A 21,856-nucleotide genomic window follows, 5' to 3' on the forward strand; every position below is an offset into this window, starting at 1 on the left:
CACCTTTTCCCGCAAGGGAGAATGGCGTGGAGCGCACACAGCCGCTGGCCGAACCGGCTAACGGTTGATCGGCTAACGGCTAACGGCTAATCGGCAGCATCGTTTACTCGGTTGGATCGATGCTTCGGGCACCATCGAAACATAGCCATCCCGAAACGCGGACCCGCCCGCGCGTTGATGAGTGGCCGCTCGAATCCACCAGCGCCCCATCCATTCTCCGCAAGCCGTTTACGTGCGGCCACCCGCTTCGGTGTCACCCCACCACCAAGCAGACACGCAACCTCATTGAGTGTCGCTGCCGTAAAAGGCAGCTAAAGAACCCACCGAATCGAGAGCCGGAAAAACCGCTTCGTGGCGACCTGGCCAGCCCATCCCCAAGGCCAGCCGCACCGCGATCAAGAATGGTGGCCAGCGAACGCCGAGAACCATATACAGCCCCTGGCAGCCAGAAGAATACAGACGCCCAAAGGCGGGATTTGCTTTTAACCAAGCCGCTCTGAAGGCGTGGGTGGTGGGGCCGTGGCGGCTGCCCTTCTGGACAAGGTGGAGGGCGGAGACCCGACGCCAAAGTCAAGCGGGGCAGACGCTGCGGCCCCACCACCCACGACTGGCAAAAGAACACCAAAAACCACCCGCAAGCAAAAACCCGCCAGCAACATCACATAAGAAACTAAGGCATATCAAGCCACCCGGAACATGCGAACGGTGTCATCGACCTCATCCGCCACGCTACGCAACCGCACCACATTCGCAGCCGTAGACGCCGACGCCTCCTGATTCTGCCCCGTCATCCGCGCCACCGCATCCACATGACGCGCAATCGCCTCGTTATCCGCCGTGTGCGCCCGCAACGCCAACCCAATCTCCCCGATCACCACCGCAGTGCGCTCCGCCCCATGCCGCATCTGCTCCATGAAACTGCCCGCCTGCTCAGTGTGCATCCGGCCAGCACGCACCTCATTCGACACACGCTCCATCTGCGACACCGCATCCGCAGTCTCCTTCGCAATGCGCTCCACCGTATCGCCAATACGCTGACTGGAACTCGCCGTCTGCTCCGCCAGACTGCGCACCTGATCCGCCACCACCGCAAAGCCCCGCCCACCCTCACCCGCCCGCGCAGCCTCGATCGCCGCATTCAAAGCCAGCAAATTGGTACGTGACGCAATATCCGAGATCAGACGCGCAATCTCGCGGATCGACACCCCGTGACGATTCAGCGTGGCGATGTGCTCGGCAGCCTGCTCAACGTGGCCAACCACCACATCCATCTGCACACCCGTCTGCAAAATGATCTGGTTGCCATCGACCGCCAGCGCGCTGGCCGACTCCGACATCCGCACCGCCTCTGATGCAGCCGTGCTGACCTCTTCCATACGCACGGCCATCTGCTGAACCGATGCCGCCATTGATGTCGCGGACTCGCTTTGCTGCACGGAACTGTGGGCCACGTTGTCAGCCGCAACCGACACGTCGTCCGTCGTGGCCTTCATATCGTCTGCAAGCCGATGCACCGCCGCCAAGGAATCGCGCATACGTGCCAGCAGCGAGTTCAGCGCAGTCGCCATCGAACTGATCTCATCACGACCACGTACCGGCGCAACCACCGTGAAATCCAGACGCGACGCGATGTCGGTGACCACGTGCTGCAAGGTGGCAATCGGTCGCACGATCGACCGGGACACCAGCCATCCGCCCAACACCAACGCCAGCGTGGCACAGATGCCGATGGCCGCCATGATCTTCATGATCAGCGCCGAATGTTCGCTGACATCGCCGCCTGCGGTACGCGCAGCGTCAACGTTGAACTTGGTCAACGCCTGCGTCGCCGCGCGCAGGGTTTCGTAGAAACTGTCCTGCGCCGAGTAGTACAAGTGATATCGCGCAAACAGGAAACGCTGGTCGCCCTCGGACTTCACATCCACCAGCTTGGTGATGGTTTCCGTCAGGGGTTCGTCCTGCTTGCGCCATGCCTCAAGCGCCTCGTCCACACTTGCCAGCAGCTTGGCGCCGGTTTCGCCGACCGGCACACTCTTCAAGGCGGTGCGCGCTTCATCAAGGTCTTTCCAATGCTGCGCTTTGGCAGCCAGGATGCGCGACCATTCGTTCTGCGATTCGATGGAGAAATCCTGCTCCCACTGCAAGACTTCAAGGGTACGGCGGGATATCTGTACTTGCGATTCCTGCATCACGGACACGGCCACCAAGGCAGGCAAACGGCGTTGCCCCAGACTGCTGGCCGTATCGGTCAGACGCTGCAGGCCAATCATTGCGCTGCCGGCTACCAGCAGCATTCCCATGACGCCTGCGGCACAAAGAACAAACAATTTCGAACGAATATTCATGAGCGAGTTTCGATCCCAAGCAAACACGCACGCTGCGCGACATGGCGTCGGTTTGTTCATCTTGGTTTGTTCAGATCAAAACCGACGCGGGGCGAAGTTTGGCTGGGCTCCATGACACGATCATGGCTGCTATGCGCCCCCTGACAGCTTTGACAGCACGGACAGCGCCCTGGTCCTATACTTTCCATCTACTCAGGACATGACATGCGATTCGAACATCTGATCCAGCTGAACGACCCCTTGGTGCCCTTGCTCGACGTGCTCAGCCGTGAGCAGGTCTGGCGTGGGCTGGTCTTGCGCGCACACGACCCCGTGTTTTTTGTGATGGGCTTGGAAAGCTGCACCATTCACAGTCACCTGGTGGACGGCCCGGTCGAGACCATTACCCGCACCCTTGATTTCGGCCCCTTCCAGGTCAATGACAGCGTCACCCTGACCCACGAGCAGGAAGTCGATGTGCAGGTGCCCGCCACCGACAAGTGGCCGCGCAGCCGCGCCATCGTGCGCATCGAAGAACCGGAACCCCAGGCACTGTTCCTGCGTTTCATCTACGAATGGGATGACCAGACCGAACAAGAAACCGCGCTTGACGAACAGACGCGGGAAATTCGTCAGCAAGCCTATGTGGCGTCTGATCTGGATACGGTGCAACGGATTCGGGAACTGTCGAACTCCAGTGGCAAGCTGCACTGAGATGGTTCGTTGATTGGCGCTTACGACTTGATGAATAGTCGCAGCGCCATCAATCGGTGAAAGCTGACAACAGCAAATAGAAAGGGCGGCCTCGGCCGCCCTTCTCATTTCGATGGAACAAGGTTCTGCGCGAGTTGCCGCGCAGGCACCTATGCCCCGACCTTACTTTTCCACAAACGCCCGTTCGATCACGTAGTGACCGGGCTGGCCCACGCCCGGCGACACCACAAAACCACGCTCGTCGAGCAGCGCAGCGGTGTCAGCCAACATGCTCGGGCTGCCACACAACATGGCGCGGTCGGTCTCCGGGTTCAGCGGGGGCAGGCCCACGTCGCTGCACAGCTTGCCGCTGACGATCAGGTCGGTCAGGCGGCCTTGATTGCGGAAGGGTTCACGCGTGACGGTGGGGTAATAGATCAGCTTGCCGCGCACGATGTCGCCGAAGTACTCATTGTTCGGCAGCTCGTTTTCGATGTAGTCGGCATAGGCCAGTTCATTGACCTGACGCACGCCATGCACCAGCACGACCTTCTCGAATTTCTCGTAGATGTCCGGGTCTTTGATGATGCTCATGAACGGAGCCAGGCCGGTGCCGGTGCCGAACAGGTACAGGTTCTTGCCGGGCAACAAGTCGTCGGCAATCAAGGTGCCCACGGGCTTGCGGCTGACCAGGATCGGATCGCCTTCCTTAAGATGTTGCAGACGCGAGGTCAGCGGGCCGTCCTGAACCTTGATGCTCAGGAACTCAAGATGTTCCTCGTAGTTCGAGCTGGCGATGCTGTACGCGCGCATCAGGGGCTTGCCGTTGACTTCCAGGCCGATCATCACGAAGTGCCCGTTGTGGAAACGCAGCGCCGGATCGCGGGTGGTCTTGAAGCTGAACAGCGTGTCGTTCCAGTGATGCACGTGCAGGACGCGCTCGGTGTTGAAGGCAGCCATAGGTGTCGAAGGAGTCCCCGAAATCGGGAGGCGGTAATGAGAAGAGCTTGCATTTTACCGCGTCACCGCCATCGAGTCCGAAGAAACCCTGCACACCAGTGGTTTTAAGCTTATGCCACCTGGGAGTGGTCGTCGTTTGCTGTTGCAAGCGTGTGCAATCCGAACTCGGCGCGTATGGCCTGGCTGTGTTCGCCGACGCGTGGCGCACCCCGGGTGCTCAGCGCCCGTTCGCCATCGATGCGCAAGGGACTGCGGGTGGTGCGCACCGGCGTGCCATCGCCGCGCGCCACTGTCTGCAACATGCCCAACATGGAAAACGCTTTTTCCTTCAGCAGCCGTGGCCAGTCCAGCACCTCGGCGCACCACACGTCTGCCGGACGCAAGCGTGCCAGCCAATAGGCGCTGTTCTGTGTGGCCAGTTCCAACGCGACCAGACGCTTGATCTCGTCACGACGGGTGAAGGCATCTTCGGCGGTGAACGTCTTCAAAATTGGCAACGGCAATACATCAGCCAGCTTGGGCAAGGGCATCATGGCCAGTGCCATGTACCCGTCTGCGGTCGGATAAATACCGTAAGGCGCTGCCAAATACGCATTGGCATTTCGAAATTCCGCACGCGCAGGCAGGCGCTCGCCATCATTCAGGTGGGTCGTCAGCAATTCGAATTGCAGGTCCACCAATACTTCCAGCAAGCTGGTCTGCACCAATGCCCCACGCCCCGTGATCCCACGCCGCACCAGCGCCGCCAGAATGCCCTCGGTCAACACATGGCCAGCCAGCATGTCACCGATCGACAGGCCAAGCGGCACCGGGCCGTCGCCGTCATGACCATTCAGCCAAGTCACCCCTGACAGCGACTGCGCCAGCAGATCTTGCCCAGGCATGTCCGACCACGGCCCGGTTTCCCCGTAACCCGAGATGCCTGCGTAGATCAGCCGAGGGTTGAGGGCGCGTGCATCCTCATAACTCAAACCCAATCGTTCGATCACACCAGGGCGGAAGTTCTGAATCAGTACATCGGCACGCGCTACCAGCTGTTTGAGGGCCTCCAAATCTGCGGGCTGCTTCAAGTCCAGCGCCAGGCTTTCCTTGTTGCGATTGATCGCGTGAAACAGGGTTGAGTCGCCACCCACATCGGTGTCGGTCAGATACAGCGTGCGGCAGATATCACCCGTGCCCGGTCGCTCGATCTTGATCACGCGCGCGCCCAGGTCGGCCAGACGCAAGGCTGACGAAGGGCCGGACAGGAACTGGGCAAGGTCGATGACCAGCAAACCGTCCAGCGGTGCGCCGTCGCCGGCCGAAGATAAGGAAGTATTCATGCAGGCATGACTCATTTGAACAAGATCGATTTAAAAAGCGTGTGGGCGGAACCGGTCAGTCCAGCCCCACACGACATTCTCGCAAGCAACTCAGGCAGACAGGCTCGCACGGAACAGGCGATTGATGTCGGCGATCAGCGTGGCGGCAGACTCGCCTTGTTGCAAGCCGGCCACCAGGCGTTCTGACGCCGCGTGCTGGAACGGCATGTAGCCGTCATGGCGCGGCCGTACCCATGCGCCTTCCAGCGTAGCGCGGGTTGCGCGATAGAAGTTGCCAGCCGCCGCATTGACCGCATCGTCTTCCCACGCTGCCGCATGGCCAGGCTGGCCCCCCGCATGCGCAAACGGCCCACGCTGCGCCTCGGCATCGGCCACCCAGCGGGCAAACGCCACGGCAGCATCGACATGCTTGCTGAAGGCCGACACGGCAATGCCCGTTCCACCCAACGCAGACCCGACCAGGCCGCGCCCATTCAGCATGGGCATGTCGGCAAATGCCAAACGCACCGGCCGGAAATTCTGCCACGCATAGTTCACGTAACCATAGATCAGGGGCACGCAGTCAATGCGGGAGTCAGGCTGCGCCATCTGTTCGAACACCGCGATCGGGTCTTGCGTATAGCAGATCGGATCGATGTCTTGCATCAGTTCACGCAGCAAGGCAATCGCCTGCGCACCAACGTCCGCATCGAACAGATCGGGCCCTTCGACCTTCCCCGGTTCACCCAGCTGAGCGGCGAGCGTGTACAGGCACATCAATGAATGCGGCGCACGCATCGGCAGCGCTACCCGCCCCTCGCGTGCCAGCGCACGCACGGTATCCCAGTCCGGCGCAGCCTGATCCAGACGATCCGGCCGCCAGGCCTGGACTTGCGTGGCGGCGTCGATCGGCAAGGCCCACTGCTTACCGCGCCAGTGGTAGCTCGGGAAAGACGCGCCGACGCTGCCCTGCGCGATGAAATCAAGCGCCCCCTCGAACGGCAGCAGACACGCCTCGCGCGTGACCTGTCCCACGTGTGGATGGTCGATCACGATCAAGTCGTAGCTGCGTGCCAAGTCCTCGACCGGAAAGGACTCGAAATCCTGCAAGGACCGACGGTCCCAGGTGATGTCGACGCCGTGTCGTGCCTGCCAGACGGCCGTGCAGGCCTGCAAGGGTTCGTACCCCCGGGGATGGTCCCAGGTCATGCCGCGAAGAACGATGGGTGTGCTCATAAATGCCGATGTTCGTGCACCGCCCGGGATGGGCGCTGCATTACCTCACTGGTAGTTATCCTAGGTGAATCATAAATTCATATATGAAATCATGATTCCCATACGAGCCATTGACTAGTCGGGTTTACCGCAAATAGCCCAGCAAGCCGCTCATTTATGAAAAGTGATTTTTTATATGAATCAACATAGTACTCAAGCATCACTGCCGCTTGCCGGGCTGCTGGTACTGGATTTCAGCCAGTTCCTGGCGGGGCCGTCGGCAGCACTGCGGCTGGCCGACCTGGGTGCGGAAGTCATCAAGATCGAACGGCCAGATGGCGGCGATCTGTGCCGCTCGCTGGTGGTAGCCGACCAACGGGTCGATCAGGACAGCGCCCTGTTTCACACCATCAATCGCGGCAAGAAGAGCTTTGCGGCCGACCTGAAACAGCCAGACGACCTGGCCCGCGTGAAGGCATTGGTTACGCAAGCCGACGTGATGATTCACAACTTCCGTCCTGGCGTCATGGACCGCATCGGCCTGGATGCCCAGACAGTCATGGCGCTCAATCCGCGCATCGTCTACGCGGCAGTCACGGGTTATGGCGAACACGGCCCCTGGCGCGACAAGCCGGGCCAGGACCTGCTGGTGCAGTCCTTGTCGGGTCTGGCCTGGTTAACCGGGAACGCAGGTGAACATGGCGGCGGCGCACCTGTGCCCACTGGTGTGTCGGTGATCGACGTGATTACCGGAGCGCACTTGGTGCAGGGCATTCTGGCGGCGCTGTTGCGACGCGGAGTAAGTGGCCAAGGTGGGCAGGTCGATGTCAGCCTGCTGGAATCGGCAATGGATCTGCAGTTCGAACCCTTCACCGCCTTCCTGAACAGCGACCGCACACAACCCGCCCGCAGCGTGGAAAACCACGCCAACGTGCACACCGCTGCGCCATACGGCATCTACCAGACCCGGGATGGCTTCATCGCCATCGCCATGACACCGATGGACCGCCTGGCAGAACTGATTGCCAGCCCGGCGCTTGCGGCGCAGGCTGGCGACGCCGGCACCTGGTTCAGCAACCGCGATGCACTCAAGCAGACCTTGCAAGCGCACTTGGTGCAGCAAGACAGCGCGCATTGGCTGGCCGCATTGGAGCCGGCCGGCGTCTGGTGCGCCGACGTGCTGACTTGGCCGCAACTAACGGAACATCCAGCCTTCACCGCGCTTGACATGACCCAGACCATACACAGCCCCGACGGCCAGGCGATGCAGACCACGCGCTGCCCGATTCGCCTGGATAGCCAACGCCTGACCAATTCGCGTGGCGCACCACGTCTGGGTGCAGACACCGAGACCATCGCCCAGACCTTCGGCCTTCCTCAGCTTCGGACCACCACATCATGATCCATGAACAGTTCTTCGAGGACTACGAACGCGGTGCACGCCGCACGTCCACCGGTCGCACCATCACCGAAGCCGACATCGTGATGCACGCCGGTCAGACCGGCGACTTCTTCCCGCACCACATGGACGCCGCCTGGTGCGCCACGCAGGATTTCGGCCAGCGCATTGCACACGGCACGCTGATCTTCAGCGTGGGCATCGGATTGACCGCCACCCAGATCAACCCACGTGCGATGTCCTACGGCTACGACCGCCTGCGCTTCATCAAGCCGGTGTTCATTGGCGACACGATCTATTCAACGGTGGAAATCACCGATCAGCGCGACCACCCGCGCAGAACCAGTCACGGCGTCGTGGTGGAAACCGTCACGGTCAGCAATCAACACGGCGACGCCGTACTGGTGTGCGAACACCTGCACCTGGTGGAGCGACGTACACCCCGCAGCGAATGAATTTTTCCGGCACCTTTTTACGGCACCGTTAGCCAACGGTGCCGGTTGACCTATAACGTGAAGCGGCATTGGCCGACGCGCTTCGCGACCCCTGGCGTTCGGCCGTCCCAGAGAAAATAATGACTACAACAAGCATTCACGGAGACTTACCGCCCGCCGCCCAGCGCGCGGTAAAAAAAGCCACGGCAAGACTTTTGCCGTTCCTGGCACTGATGTTGATCCTGGCCTTCCTGGACCGGGCCAACATCGGTTTCGCCAAGACGGTCTACCAGGCCGACACCGGCATCAGCGACGCCGCCTATGCATTCGGTGCCGGCATCTTCTTCATTGGCTACGCACTGTTCGAAGTCCCCAGCAATCTGGTCCTGCATCGGGTTGGCGCGCGCCTGTGGTTAAGTCGCATCATGATCTCGTGGGGTCTGGTGTCGGCCGCGATGATGTTCGCGCACACCCCCACCAGCCTGTACATCCTGCGTTTCCTGCTGGGTGTCTGCGAAGCCGGTTTCTACCCCGGCGTGCTGCTGTATCTGACCTACTGGTTCCCAGCCAAACAACGTGCCCGCGCCACCGGCCTGTTCTATCTGGGCGTGCCGCTGTCGCTGGTATTCGGCAGCCCCTTGTCCGGCTGGCTGCTGACTCACCACGGCATGTTCGGCCTGACCAACTGGCAATGGATGTTTGTGATCGAAGGACTGGCAGCCTCGGTGGTTGGCGTGATCGCGCTCTTCTATCTGATCGACAAACCGCGCGACGCAAAGTGGTTGGACGAAGAAGAACGGCAGGCGCTGACCGCTGTGCTGGAAGAGGAAGATCGCAGCAAACTGCGTGAAGTCAAACACTCGGCGCTTGGCGTGCTGAAAGATCCGCGTGTGCTGGCTTTCATCGGCATCTATTTCTTCCTGCAGATCGGCACCGCCCCGCTGACCTTCTACCTGCCCTCGCGACTGGCCGCATCGCTTGGCGGCAATGTTGACCTGGGCATCGGTCTGTTGCTGGCCATCCCGTGGGTGTGCTCGGCCATTGCCACCCGCGTCTTCACCGTCTACGCCGACAACCATGACAATCACCGCACCGTTGCGATGTGGATGGTCACCGCAGGCAGCCTGGCCCTTGCATCGATTGCCTGGTGGAGCAACCCGTGGATGATCGTGTTGGCAGCCTGCATTGCCGTGCCCGGCCTGACCGCGTCGCAACCTGTGTTCTGGAGCCTGCCGACGCGCTACCTGGGCGGCACCGGTGCCGCCAGCGGCATTGCCTTCATCGTGTCGATCGGCAACCTGGGCGCCTTCATCTCGCCGCAGGCCAAGGCCTATGCAGAATCCGTCACGCAAAGCGCCAACACGGGCTTCCTGGTGGTCGCCCTGATGTGCTTTGCTGCCGTGTTGCTGTTGCTCTGGCTACGTCCATCCAGCCCGTCTGCGTCCATTACAATCGGCGCTGCCCACAGGACCTGACCAAGAGCCCGCCATTGTCGACGACACGCCGCAGCGCCAGCGAAACCGATACCTCTTCTGACGTCGAGCGGCGTGCCAAATACGCCGTCCCCGCCGTGGACAAAGCGCTCGATGTTCTGGAGCTTTTGTCCGAGCAAGCCGTCCCCATGACCCAGGCGCAACTGGCCCGCGCCCTGGGTCGGGAACCCACGGAAATTTTCCGCTTGCTGGGAGTATTGGAAGCGCGCGGCTACTTGCGCCGTGAAAGCAACGGCGGTTACGCGCTGACGCTGAAACTATTCGAACTCAGCCGCACCCATTCCCCCCACGAACAACTGCTGCGCGCTGCTACCGCGCCCATGCGCGACATGGTGGACCGGGTGCGTGAATCCTGTCATTTGAGCGTGCTGCATCGGGATCAGGTGCTGGTGCTGGTTCAGGTGGACAGCCCGAAGCCGATTCGGCTGTCGGTCGAGGCTGGGTCGCTGCATTCGCCGGTGGATACCATTTCTGGTCAGTTGTTGTTGGCGTATTTGTCGGAGGCTGAGCGCGAAGATATGTTGTCGCGCCGGGCTGAATACCTGCGCATGACGGCTGCTGAGCGCAGTGCGTTTCTGGCCAAGCTGGACAAGGTGCGTGAGGACGGCTGGGCCTACGCGGAAGACTTACGTTATATCGGCGGTCGCGACCTGGGTGTTCCGGTCGGGTCGCCCAAGTCTCGCACGCGTGCGGCGTTGACGATTGCCACGCTGAAAAGCAAAGATGCGCCTGAAGATTTGTTCGAGCTGTTGCCGGCGCTGAAGCAGTGTGCAGATGAAGTGGCGCGGGTGGCGGGGTTGAATTAATTCTGATTGGTGGTAGATGTCTTTAGACCTCTGTAGTTCTATGTACGAGGCGGGTGGGCAACTAGCTGGTGTGGACGTTCGCAGAGTTTGAACGTTTCTGAGTAGTCAGGCGCGGGTATCGGGGGCGCGTCGCCTGCCCCGCTGGACCTACGCGTCGGGTCTCCCGCCCTCCACGTCGTCCAGAAGGGCAGCCGCCACGCCCCCGACACCCGCGCCTTCAAGGTCGTTTGGTTAAAAGCAGATCCCGCCTTTGGGTGATCCGATTTTTCTGGCTGTTCGGGTGCTGTACACGGCTCCCCCGTATTGGCGTCCGCAACGCTTAAGTTCCAAGCCGGCTGTAGCTGGGGACTTGGCTGGCCAGGTCGCCACGAAGCGACTCAGCGGCTCACGTTTCGGGCAGTTCTTTAGAAGCCTTTAAGGGCTGCGCCACTCAACGAAGTTGAGCGTCTGCTTGGTGGTGGGGTGACTTGGAAGCGGGTGGCCGCGCACCAGGTAATGCGACGAAAAGGCGGGGCGCTGAAAGTTGGCGCTTTGAAGGCCGTGCATTGAACGTTCGGGGCGATGACGAACTGCGCACCAGCCCTCCCTGCACAGTGGAGCGCGTCAGGCTACTGATGCCCTGGTGATGCTGCTATCGCCGCATGGCGGGCGCTTCGACCACGGCAGCAAAAGCGTCTGCACGAAATCAGCCGCCAGCGCCACGATCTTCGCTGCCGCTCTCCGCATGCCGTGGTGCGGCGGCCACCCGCTTCGGTGTCACCCCACCACCAAGCAGACGCGCAAATTTCCTTGCGTGGCGCTGCCGTAAAAGGCAACTGAAAGACGGGCGGAAACGCGAGCCGCTGACTCGCTTCGTGGCGACCTGGGCAGCCAGTCCCGAAGGCCAGCCGCGTAGTGGCTAAGAACGGTGGCCATCGAATACCGGGAACCGCATCCAGCACCAAGCAGCCAGAAGATTGCTGGCCATCCACAGGCGGGATTCGCTTTTAACCAAAGCCGTTTTGAAGGCGTGGGTGGTGGGGCCGGGTTGGCTGCCCTTCTGGACAAGGTGGAGGGCGGAGACCCGACGCCAAGGTCAAGCGGGGCAGACGAGCCGGCCCCACCACCCGCGACTGGCAAAAGACCACCACACCATCACAAAACAAAAACCCCCATCAACCACCGCCCTCTGACGCAGCGCAATATATGCAGCGTTATTGGCAGCCAAAGCCCACCATCGACTCAAGCGATTCAGCACTATCTCGACGGTTGATGGATACTGTGGCGTGATTCGAGACGAGCAGCGTTCGAAGCTGCCAACCAACAAGGATGGAAAATGAGCCAGACACCTTTGACCGGAAAGCTGAAACGACTCAATCGACGCCAACGCAAAAAGCTGCTGGTCGGCGAATTCCAGGAACTTGTTTTCGACGTCCAACTAAGCTTCAACCCACCACTGGATGAATCCGCATACGCCGACCTGCTCGACGGATTCATCGCCCTGACCGAATCACGCCACCTCGTCATCGGCGGCTTCGGTGGCAGCCTGCCACTGCTCGAAACCGACGGACTCGTATCCAAATGGGGACCAGGCTCCGCATCCGAAGCCGACCGACAAGCAGTCCAGGAATGGCTGGAAAAGCGGCCCGAAGTCAGCCAGGTACAACTTGGCGAACTGGTAGACGGCTGGTACGGCACCGACCAGGCCCGCTAAACCACCCAACCATGCACTGCACAACCAGCGCACGTGCCAACAGCTAGTCGCAAGTTGTAAACACGCCAGCCCCGCCTGTGGCCTTTTCGATATGATCCCGCGCTGATACTCGACCGGGACAATGCAAGCACATGGGACTGGCGTTTCAATCTCTCTCTTACTGGCAAGTCATGCTGTGGGGACTCGCCTTCTTCGGCGGTATCTACCTGGTGTTCGGCAGTCTTACGTGGCTGTTGACCACCAAACTGCTGCCAGCGCTCGGCATCGGTCACCCACTCGACCCACGCCCCCTGGCCCCTGGCCAACTCAAACGCGAACTTCAACAGTCTGCGCTGTCGATTCTGCTGTTCGGCACAGGCATGATTTTCCCGTGGGGACTGCTGCAACTGGGCTGGGCACAACTTACCCCCAACGCCAGCGGCATCCGCATTGCGCTGGAAATTTTTGCACTGGTCATCTGGAACGACATCCACTTCTGGATCAATCACCGACTGCTGCACACCAAGCTGCTGCGCAAGTTTCATCTGCCGCATCACCGGTCAGTCGTGACCACGCCGTTCTCCACTTACAGCTTTCATCCGATTGAAGCCGCGATGCTCGGCAACGTGATTCTGCTGCCGATGGTCGTGCACGATTTCAGCTTCTGGTCTCTGGCATCGGTGCCGATCTTCAGCCTGTTCTTCAATTGCATCGGTCACGCCAACTACGACTTTTTCCCGCGCGTGTCCTATGCGCACTGGTTTGCCGCCAGCCGACGCCATCACTTGCACCACGCCTGTTATCAAGGCAATTTCGGCTTCCAGTTCACGTTCATGGATCGCCTGTTCCGCACGCGTCTGGATGGCGACGCCGCCCACGATCAGATCGACGCATTTCAGCGGCGCAAAGCGCGCGGTGCGTCTGCGCCTTGATCGATCCCTTGCCTACCCCGTTGAGCAGCAAGCAGTCGCCTGGTCACCTGCCACGCCTTCGCCATTGGCGTGACTGGCAAAGCGTGGCCTATCTGGCGGCCTACCCAGCGCTGGTGGTCTGGATGTGGACGCACGGATTTTCCATCGTGCTGTATGGCCTGCTGCTGTTCCTGACGCTGGGCATTGGCGTGATCCACCACAACCATACACACCGCCGCATGTGGCACGGACGATGGGCCAATCGCATCACGGATTTCTGGATCACGCTGTTGCAGGGACATCCCACCTGCGTGTTCTATCCGTCGCACGTGAGCAATCATCATCGCTACAAACACGGGCCGCAGGATGTGGCGCGCACCTATCGGTTTGGTGGCGATACCAATCATCTGCTGGGTTATGTGCTGCACCCGCTGCAGGCGATTGTTGCGCTGTATCCGCTTATTTTCAGCTGGCTGGGCAGCTTGCGACGACACTGGCCAGGGGTCTGGCGCTATTGCATGGCGCAGTACGCCACGTGGATCACATTGTGGGCAGGCGTGTTGATCGCCGACCCGGTGAAGGGCCTGCTCTACTTCATCATTCCGCAGTTGCACGGACTGCATTGGTTGCTGGTCACCAACTATCTGCAACATGCGCACGCCGATGGGTCAGCGCACGGCCGATCCTCAAGTCCGCCAGGCCGGCTTAACTACGCACGCAATTTTGAAGGGCTGGTGAATCCGCTGTTGTTCAACATCGGCCTGCATACGGCTCATCATGAACACTCACGTGCACACTGGGCAACGCTGACCCAGCTGCATCGCACGCACTATCGTCATCGTGTAGACCCGATGTTGAACGAACCGGGTCTGCTGTCCTACATGGCACGTGTGTTTGTGCTGGGTACTTTCTGCCAGCGTTATCGCAGTCGATCATTGATGCCCGTACCAGTTCCCGCATCAACAAACACACCCCCGCCGACCACCCGCCCGACTGTTTTCTAGAAGCGAATTTTCATGCCAATCGCCTTTGACCGTGTGTACCTTCAGAGCGCCAGTTATTTCCTGCCGGGTGAACCCGTGGACAACGTGCGCATGGACGAATTCATTGCGCCGCTGAACCGCATTTCCTCGCGCATCAAGTCGCGCATCCTGGCCGAGAACGGCATCAAGCAGCGCTACTACGCCATCGACACCCAGGGCGATACGGTACTGACCAATGCGGCCATGGCATCCCAGGCGATTCGCGATTGCATGCAGCGCGCGCAGGTGGATATCGCCAGCGTGTCGTACCTGTCCAGCGGGTCCTCGGGTGGCGACACGCTGATGCCCGGCTTCGCCAACATGATTCAAGGCGAACTGGCTGCTCCACCGATGGAAACCTCGTCCATCCACGGAGTCTGCGCAGCCGGTGTGTCGGCCATTCAGGCTGCAGCACAGGGTATCGAGCTGGGTTCCCATCGACTGAGCCTGGCGGTGGCCGCAGAGATGCCTTCGCGGCTGTTCAAGCGATCGCGCTTCGCCGCGCGCGGTTACGACGCAGACTTCGACGCCCACTTCCTGCGCTGGATGTTGTCGGACGGTGCCGGTGCCGTGCTGCTGGGCGATGGCTCACATCAGGCGGCAAGCATTGCACCCGGCGTTCGCATCAAACTTAAGTTCATTCATCACCGCAGCTTCTCGGGCGACTACCCGGTGTGCATGCAGCTTGGCCTGACGGCAGATCGCCAGAAGGCGCATCTGGATTACCCGTCGTGGACCGATGCCGAAGCAGACGGGGCATTGTCCTTGCGTCAGGACATCCGCTTGCTGCCACACCTGTTCGACATCAGCATTCACGAATACGCCAAGCTGGTGCGCGACAAGTGGATCGACCCCACACGCGTGAATCACTTCCTGTGCCACTACTCATCCGAGAAATTCATCCCGGTGGTGGAAAACCTGATGGACCAGGCGGGCCTGTCGATTCCGCGCGAACGCTGGTTCAGCAACCTGGCATGGCGCGGCAACACCGGCGCAGCATCGATCATGATCATGCTGGCCGAATTCCTGCAAACCAAGACCGTGAAACCGGGCGAGCAGATCTTTTGCTACATCCCAGAATCGGGCCGCTTCACGACTGCCTACATGCTGTTTGAAGTCGAGGCCGATGACCAGCCGATGACCAACGGTACGAGCAGCCCGTCTGCCTATCGACCGACCGGCGGAACATCCATCACATCACCTGCCGGTGAAACCGGCCTGTCGCTCGACGCCGATGCCATCGCGCCACCGCACGATCCCGCCAAAGCCCCGGAAGGCATGGGCGAACTGCTGACCGAACTGGCGTCCATCTGGCACGACTACCGCTCACGTGTATGGCGCACGCCCTTGGTTCGCACGCTGCGCGAACGCCGCTTCACCCAGGACGATTACGTGACCTGGATGGCCAACTGGATTCCCCAGGTGCGAGAGGGCTCGAAGTGGATGCGTGAAGGCGCGGCATCCTTGTCCGAAGCCTATGCACCGCTGGCTGCCCTCATCAGCGAGCACGCAGGCGAAGAACAGAACGACTTCAAGATTCTGTTCAGCGACTATCAGAAGGCAGGCGGTACTGAAGACATCGACACGCTGCACCGCAACCCAGGCGGCGAAGCGCTGAACAGCTACCTGCACTCCCTGGCTGCCACCCGTGACCCGATTGGCCTGCTGGGCGCGATCTACGTGATCGAAGGCACCGGGCAACGCATCGTGCCAGCCCTGCTGCCGCTGTTGAAGGCCAGCGTACCGCTGCCCCCGGACGCATTCCGCTTCCTGGAATATCACGGCCATAATGACGAGCATCACCTGGAAGAATGGCTGGTGGCGGTCCGGCTGGCTCTGGATTGCGATCCCGATGGTTCAGCTGAACGCCGTATCGTAGACACCGCACGGCGGACTGCCGCGCTGTACCTGATGCAATTCCACTACGTCAAAGAGCATTGATCGCCATGCGCCCAACGCCAGATTTTCTTGAACGCGGTCACGACCCAGCCGACCCCAGCCCCTGGCTGGCGTCGTACCTGGATCGCAGCACGCCCTTGCCAGATGAAGTGAAGTCAGCCTGGCTCAAGGATTCAAGTTCGCGTTCTCGCCAGTACCTGCTACCGCTGTTCCGGCCGCTGGCGCGCGCATTCATCATCTTGATTCAGATCTTCAAAATGGTGCTGCCCAAGCGCTGGTCGCACTCGCGTCTGCTGCATCGCATCCTGGCGTGGGGCCTGAAACGCTTCGTGTCGCCAGAAGCGAACTGGCTGATCATGCGGCACTTCCATCTGGGTTCGCAGATCCTTGCCTTCATCGGCACGAACTCGCCCGCGCCGATCACCACCACGCCACTGAAGCCCTACAAAGTCGAGGACTATCGCGACGACCTGTTCGTCAAACACGACATCAACCTGTTCAACTTCGTGATCCGCTTGAACCAGGCTTTGCGTGACCAGAACCTGGATATGCACCCGCCTGAACGGCTTGATTTCTCGATGATCCACGAGCCAGACCTGCCCTTGGAAAGCATGCCCCAGGGCAAGTTGAATTTCCTGGACCTGCAAAGCGCCATCGAGCTTTTCACGCCCTTGTATCAGCTGCTGCTGACCGACAACGATTTCTGGCGGGCCGCCAATTCCCTGCAGTTGGACGAGACGATCGGCATCTATGCAGCGCAGCTGCTGTCGGCCCCGCATCACCTGATTCTGGTCAACAACAACCACCCGCTGGTGCCCTTGTCTACGCTGCGCGCCGGGCATCGGCTGGTGCTGCATGGGCTGTCATCAGAGATGCTGCACGCTTTGCTGACGCAGATGCGCGATGCGCAGCAAGGGGCACCGGAACCTGCGCCCCTGAGTTGAGCAGAACGACTGAGATCGCACGCGCCACGCAAGCGTCAGGTTGCCTTTCACGACAGAGACCTGACCTCACATCCCCATCATGGACGCGTGCCGACCTCTTCCACCCCAGCCGTCCACGACTTCACTTGATCGCTGAGCGTAAGCCCCAGGCCAGGACGCGTGGGCACCATCATTCGGCCGTCCTTGGTCTCCAGGCGTTCATTGAAGAGCGGCTCCAACCACTCGAAATGTTCCACCCAAGGCTCGCGTGAATGCGTTGCCGCCAAATGCACATGCAGTTCCATCGCAAAGTGCGGCGCGATCATCAGCCCGGCATGTTCCGCCAAGGTCGCCACCTTCAGATAAGGCGTCACGCCACCCACGCGCGGCCCATCGGGCATCAGGTAATCCGCCCCGCCCTGTCGGATGAAATCCCAGTGTTCGGCAACGCTGGTAAGCATCTCGCCGGTGGCAATCGGTGTGTCGAATTGCCGGGCCAGCGCCGCATGGCCCTCCGCGTCATAGCAGTCCAGCGGCTCTTCGATCCACACCAGGTTGAACGCTTCCATCACGCGGCACATGCGCTGCGCCGTCGGACGATTCCATTGCTGGTTGGCATCCACCATCAAGGGGAAGCTGTCACCCAAGTGCTTGCGCACCGTCGAGACACGCTCGATATCGATGCGCGAGTCCGGCTGGCCGACCTTCAATTTGATGCCACCAATACCCTTGCTGCGCGATACATCGGTGTTCTTCAGCAGTTGATCCAGCGGCGTATGCAGGAACCCGCCCGAGGTGTTGTAGCACTGCACGGAATCGCGCTGCGCGCCCAGCAGCTTGGCCAATGACAGCCCTGCCCGTTTTGCTTTCATGTCCCATAAGGCGACATCAAAGGCCCCGATTGCCTGCGTTGCCAACCCGCTTCGACCAACTGACGCGCCAGCCCACACCAGCTTGTCCCACAGCCGGGCAATGTCATTCGGATTCTCACCGATCAGGCTGGGTGCGATCTCCTTGGCATGCGCAAACTGACCCGGACCACCCGCCCGTTTTGAATAACTGAAACCCAGACCGGAATGACCATCCCGAGTCTCGATCTCGGCAAAGAGCATCGCAATCTCGGTCATGGGCTTTTGCCGCCCGGTCAGCACCTTGGCATCGCTGATCGGCGTGGCCAAGGGAAGGTAGACGGACGAAATGCGGATCCAGGCAATCCGATCATCGTTCGGGTTCGGAGACGACACGTCTGGAGCGTTCATGTTGAGCAATGCCTTGTACTGATAAAGGGCGCGTGTTGATAAATGCACGCGCTGATAAATGCGTGATGAGTGAAGCCAGGCCTCAGTCCACCGTGATGCCACCCACCTCGATGACTTTCTTCCAACGAGCTAATTCTTCGCTCTGGAACTTAGACGCGGCTTCTGGAGAATTACCCACCAGCTCGAAGCCTTGATCCACCAGCTGGGTCTTCAACTTCGGGTCGTCCAGCGCGGCAACAATCGATGCATGCAGCTTCGTCTTCACCGCAGCCGGCAGCCCTTTTGGTGCGGCGTAGGCCTGCCAGGAATAGACGTTCATATCCTTGATGCCAAGCTCATCAAGCGTGGGGACGTCAGGCAACAGGGGCGAACGTTTTTCGCTGGTGATCGCCAGTGGTTTCAGGTTGCCGCTCTTGATCTGCTGCACCGTGACATTAATGTTCTGGAACGACGCGTCAAGGTGGCCCGCCATCACATCGGTGATCACCAGCGCGCCGCCCTTGTACGGGGTGTGAATGCCGTTGGTTCCGGTCTTCTGCCAGAACAAGGCAGTCGTCAGATGATCGGAAGTACCGGCACCGGATGTGCCGAAGCTGACTGCCAACGGATTCTTTTTCAGGTGCGCGATCAAGTCGTGCACCGACGTGACCGGCAGCTTGGGATTGACGACAAGCACGTTCGGCGCACGCACGGCGATGGACAGCATGTCGAGATCCTTCGACGGGTCATACGCCAACTTCTTCTGCAAATGCGGGTTCACCGAGTACACGCCAATCGACGCCGCCAGGATCGTGTAGCCATCGGGCGCAGCGCTCTTCACAAACGTCGCGCCAATCGCGCCGGTGGCCCCCGGTTTGTTTTCGACGACAAGCTGCTGTCCCAACTTTTCGCTCATCTTCGGGCTGAGCGCCCGCGCAATCATGTCGCTTGAGCCGCCCGGCGCGAACGGCACGACAACGGTGATCGGTCTGACCGGGTAGGTCTCTTGGGCGAGCGCAGCCGCGCTCATACCGAACAAAAGGGTGGCGACAAATATTCTGGTTTTCATCATGTCTCCTTGTTCTTCGATTCCAGCGATCAGCCGGCAGGCCAATGCGAATTCTGGTGGCTGAAAGTCTACAAACGAGGCCAATGATTGCGCAATCATTTTTAATCTACAGGTATTCATTGATTTCCCGATATCGGGTCAATACGGATATGACATCGCTACCATTCGAGCTTTATGTGGCTGCCGCATCCGCTTTTTGGGCTCATGGTCGCCAGCTATACTCAAGATCAACGATCACGCCCCGACCATGAACACCCGCCGAGCAAAATCGACTGACGCCGCGCCAGCGCCACTCACCACCGTCCGAGCCACTGCGCGCATGGAAAGCGCAACGCTCAAAGATGTCGCACGCGTGGCAGGCGTATCGCCGATCACCGTGTCCCGCGCACTGAATCGACCTGAAATCGTTCATCCAGAAACGGTCGAGCTGGTGCAGAAAGCCGTCAAGCTCACGGGCTACATCCCCAACCAGCTGGCGGGTGCCTTGACCGGCGGGCGAACCCGTCTGGTCGCGGCGATCATTCCCCACATCTCGAATTCAATCTTCGTCGAGACCATCCAGGCGATGTCGGATCGGTTATGGCAAGACGGCTATCAGTTGCTGCTGGGCTTGTCCGGCTACCCGGCGTCACGCGAAGACGAGCTCATCACCGCCATCCTGAGCCGTCGTCCCGATGGCATTGTCCTGACCGGCATCGGTCATTCTCAGGAAACGCGTCGCAAAATTCTGTCGACGGGCATTCCGGTGGTCGAAATCTGGGACTTGACCCCCACCCCGCTGGACACGGTCATCGGTTTTTCTCACGTGAAAATCGGTGAAGCGATTGCCTTGAATCTGCTGAAGAAGGGGTATCGCAACTATGGGTTGCTGTGTGCGGATGACGAGCGTTCGCTGATACGTCTGCAAAGCGTTGCCGACACGCTGGCGGCGCAGGGGGTGTCGGAGATTCACCGGGAAGTTGGCAAGGCTCCGTCGACTTTCCAACTTGGGAGAGTGGGTCTGTCGAATCTGCTGGCATCTGGCGCAACGTTGGATGCGCTGGTGTGTGGGTCAGACGCGATTGCGCAAGGTGCGCTTGCCGAGGCGCAGTCGCGTGGTCTGACCATTCCCAAAGACTTGGCTGTCTTCGGCTTCGGTGATTTCGATTTTGCCGCGCATACGTTCCCGTCGCTTTCGACGGTTCGCATCGATAAGAAGGCGATTGGTACGCGAACGGCGGAGGCGTTCATTTCGCGGGCGGCGGGTGATGATTCTGCAGAGAAAGTGATCGATGTGGGATTTGAGTTGATTGAGCGGGAATCGATCTGAACGCTGCTGTTGAGACAGTCGCAGTACCGATGTGGACCTTGCTGTTGGGCCAGTCGTCTTGGCGATTCGAACTTCGTTGATCGGCCCGGCGCCGTGTAGCGATTTGAGCAATTCTGAGTAGCCAGTCGTGGGTGCCGGGGGCGCGTCGCCTGCCCCGCTGGACCTACGCGTCGGGTCTCCCGCCCTCCACGTCGTCCAGAAGGGCAGCCGCCACGCCCCCGACACCCACGCCTTCAGACCTGCTCGGGCTAAAAGCCAATCCCGCCTTTGGTAGGCAGCATTCTTCTGGCTGCCAAGTGCTGCAACCGGCTCTCGGCATTTTTCGGCCACCATCCTTAATCACCACGCGGTTGGCCTCGGGGACTGGCCGGCCAGGTCGCCACGAAGCGGTTTCTCCGGCTCACGATTCGGTGGGTTCTTCGGCGGCCTTTTACGGCAGTGCCACGCAAGAAAATTTGCGCTTCTGCTTAATGGTGGGGTGACACCGAAGCGGGTGGCCGCCGCATTACGGCATGCGGAGAGCGGTAGCGACGATCGTGGTGCCGGCGGCTGATTTGGAGCCGACGCTTGTGCTGCCTGTTGATCGAAACGCCCGCCATTCGGCGATAGCAGCACTACCAGGGCATGGGTAGCCTGACGCACTTAACTGTGTACGGAGGGCTGGCGGTCGGACACGCCTTGCACACAAAATTTCTGACTGCCCCACAGGTCCACGATCACAGTGCTGGTGACTGATTTGATACATGCGCTCAACAGACGTGTCAGGGCTTTCGGAAACGCCTAGCAGTATCAACGTTTAGCACCGCTAAAACCGTTTCTCACCACTCCGAATGTTCGTCATCGCCCCGAACGTTCGATGCACGGCCTTCAAAGCGCCAACCATCAGCGCCCCGCCTTTTCGTCGCATTACCTGATGCGCGGCCACCCGCTTCCAAGTCACCCCACGACCAAGCAGACGCTCGACATCTTTGAGTGGCGCTGCCCTTAAAGGCCCCTGAAGAACGACCTGAAACGTGAGCCGCTGAGTCGCTTCGTAGCGACCTGGCCAGCCAGTCCCTAGGGCCAGCCGCATGGTGCTCAAGAATGGTGGCCACCGAATGCCGAGCACCGCATCCAGCACCAAGCAGCAAGAAAATTGCAGATCGCCCAAAGGCGGGATCTGCTTTTAGCCAAACGACCTTGAAGGCG

The 21,856-nt window shown here is 60.3% G+C and carries 17 protein-coding genes; 11 read left to right on the forward strand and 6 right to left on the reverse strand.

What is annotated here, in order from left to right; all coding sequences use genetic code 11:
• Nucleotides 1-680 precede the first annotated feature (680 nt).
• A complete protein-coding gene (locus FXN63_RS20585) occupies nucleotides 681-2,345 on the reverse strand; it encodes a methyl-accepting chemotaxis protein (RefSeq protein WP_187394964.1) in 1,665 nt (554 codons plus the stop codon).
• 204 nt (nucleotides 2,346-2,549) lie between these two features.
• Here FXN63_RS20585 and FXN63_RS20590 point away from each other — a divergent pair, with 204 nt between their 5' ends.
• Nucleotides 2,550-3,038: an AtaL-like protein gene (locus FXN63_RS20590; protein ID WP_148817032.1), complete on the forward strand. Its 489-nt coding sequence runs from the start codon at nucleotides 2,550-2,552 to the stop codon at nucleotides 3,036-3,038.
• Nucleotides 3,039-3,200: 162 nt separating this feature from the next.
• Here FXN63_RS20590 and FXN63_RS20595 read toward each other — a convergent pair whose 3' ends face one another.
• From FXN63_RS20595 to FXN63_RS20605, 3 genes are all read right to left on the reverse strand, one after another.
• On the reverse strand, nucleotides 3,201-3,977 hold the full coding sequence (locus tag FXN63_RS20595; RefSeq protein ID WP_148817035.1) for a ferredoxin--NADP reductase: 777 nt from the start codon (nucleotides 3,975-3,977) through the stop codon (nucleotides 3,201-3,203).
• Between the two features lie 110 nt (nucleotides 3,978-4,087).
• Nucleotides 4,088-5,299, reverse strand: coding sequence for a CaiB/BaiF CoA transferase family protein (locus FXN63_RS20600; RefSeq protein WP_148817038.1), 1,212 nt, complete (start codon nucleotides 5,297-5,299; stop codon nucleotides 4,088-4,090).
• A 90-nt stretch (nucleotides 5,300-5,389) separates the two neighbouring features.
• Nucleotides 5,390-6,514: an extracellular solute-binding protein gene (locus tag FXN63_RS20605; RefSeq protein ID WP_148817040.1), complete on the reverse strand. Its 1,125-nt coding sequence runs from the start codon at nucleotides 6,512-6,514 to the stop codon at nucleotides 5,390-5,392.
• 175 nt (nucleotides 6,515-6,689) lie between these two features.
• Between FXN63_RS20605 and FXN63_RS20610 the strand changes: the two genes are divergently transcribed.
• The 9 genes from FXN63_RS20610 to FXN63_RS20650 all read left to right on the forward strand — a co-directional run bounded on the left by FXN63_RS20610 (nucleotide 6,690) and on the right by FXN63_RS20650 (nucleotide 17,073).
• Nucleotides 6,690-7,895: a CaiB/BaiF CoA transferase family protein gene (locus tag FXN63_RS20610; RefSeq protein WP_148817042.1), complete on the forward strand. Its 1,206-nt coding sequence runs from the start codon at nucleotides 6,690-6,692 to the stop codon at nucleotides 7,893-7,895.
• On the forward strand, nucleotides 7,892-8,347 hold the full coding sequence (locus tag FXN63_RS20615; protein WP_148817044.1) for a MaoC family dehydratase: 456 nt from the start codon (nucleotides 7,892-7,894) through the stop codon (nucleotides 8,345-8,347). The genes FXN63_RS20610 and FXN63_RS20615 overlap by 4 nt, the downstream gene beginning before the upstream one ends.
• A gap of 119 nt (nucleotides 8,348-8,466) precedes the next feature.
• Complete coding sequence (locus tag FXN63_RS20620; protein ID WP_148817045.1) at nucleotides 8,467-9,801, forward strand: MFS transporter; 1,335 nt, start codon at nucleotides 8,467-8,469, stop codon at nucleotides 9,799-9,801.
• Nucleotides 9,802-9,815: 14 nt separating this feature from the next.
• Nucleotides 9,816-10,625, forward strand: coding sequence for an IclR family transcriptional regulator (locus FXN63_RS20625; protein ID WP_187394965.1), 810 nt, complete (start codon nucleotides 9,816-9,818; stop codon nucleotides 10,623-10,625).
• Nucleotides 10,626-11,940: 1,315 nt separating this feature from the next.
• Entirely contained in the window at nucleotides 11,941-12,318 is a 378-nt protein-coding gene (locus FXN63_RS20630) for a YggL family protein (protein WP_148817049.1), read from the forward strand.
• Between the two features lie 131 nt (nucleotides 12,319-12,449).
• Nucleotides 12,450-13,229, forward strand: a complete 780-nt coding sequence (locus FXN63_RS20635; RefSeq protein ID WP_148817051.1) for a sterol desaturase family protein — start codon at nucleotides 12,450-12,452, stop codon at nucleotides 13,227-13,229.
• Nucleotides 13,226-14,212 carry a fatty acid desaturase gene (locus FXN63_RS20640; protein WP_246164916.1) on the forward strand — a complete coding sequence of 329 codons (987 nt, stop codon included), beginning with the start codon at nucleotides 13,226-13,228 and terminating at the stop codon, nucleotides 14,210-14,212. The genes FXN63_RS20635 and FXN63_RS20640 overlap by 4 nt, the downstream gene beginning before the upstream one ends.
• Before the next feature lie 12 nt (nucleotides 14,213-14,224).
• Nucleotides 14,225-16,171 carry an iron-containing redox enzyme family protein gene (locus FXN63_RS20645; protein WP_148817053.1) on the forward strand — a complete coding sequence of 649 codons (1,947 nt, stop codon included), beginning with the start codon at nucleotides 14,225-14,227 and terminating at the stop codon, nucleotides 16,169-16,171.
• Between the two features lie 5 nt (nucleotides 16,172-16,176).
• The gene (locus FXN63_RS20650; protein ID WP_148817055.1) at nucleotides 16,177-17,073 is read left to right on the forward strand and encodes a DUF6999 family protein; all 897 of its coding nucleotides are present in this window, start codon (nucleotides 16,177-16,179) and stop codon (nucleotides 17,071-17,073) included.
• A gap of 77 nt (nucleotides 17,074-17,150) precedes the next feature.
• Here the strand turns inward: FXN63_RS20650 and FXN63_RS20655 are convergent, their stop codons facing one another.
• Both FXN63_RS20655 and FXN63_RS20660 read right to left on the reverse strand, forming a co-directional pair.
• A complete protein-coding gene (locus FXN63_RS20655) occupies nucleotides 17,151-18,311 on the reverse strand; it encodes an L-talarate/galactarate dehydratase (RefSeq protein ID WP_148817057.1) in 1,161 nt (386 codons plus the stop codon).
• 82 nt (nucleotides 18,312-18,393) lie between these two features.
• Nucleotides 18,394-19,362, reverse strand: coding sequence for a Bug family tripartite tricarboxylate transporter substrate binding protein (locus tag FXN63_RS20660; RefSeq protein ID WP_342791195.1), 969 nt, complete (start codon nucleotides 19,360-19,362; stop codon nucleotides 18,394-18,396).
• A 244-nt stretch (nucleotides 19,363-19,606) separates the two neighbouring features.
• On the opposite strand from FXN63_RS20660, the gene FXN63_RS20665 reads away from it, so the two are divergent.
• A complete protein-coding gene (locus FXN63_RS20665; protein WP_246164917.1) occupies nucleotides 19,607-20,668 on the forward strand; it encodes a LacI family DNA-binding transcriptional regulator in 1,062 nt (353 codons plus the stop codon).
• Nucleotides 20,669-21,856 lie beyond the last annotated feature (1,188 nt).

This window comes from Pigmentiphaga aceris (genome assembly GCF_008119665.1).
GTDB lineage: Bacteria > Pseudomonadota > Gammaproteobacteria > Burkholderiales > Burkholderiaceae_B > Pigmentiphaga > Pigmentiphaga aceris.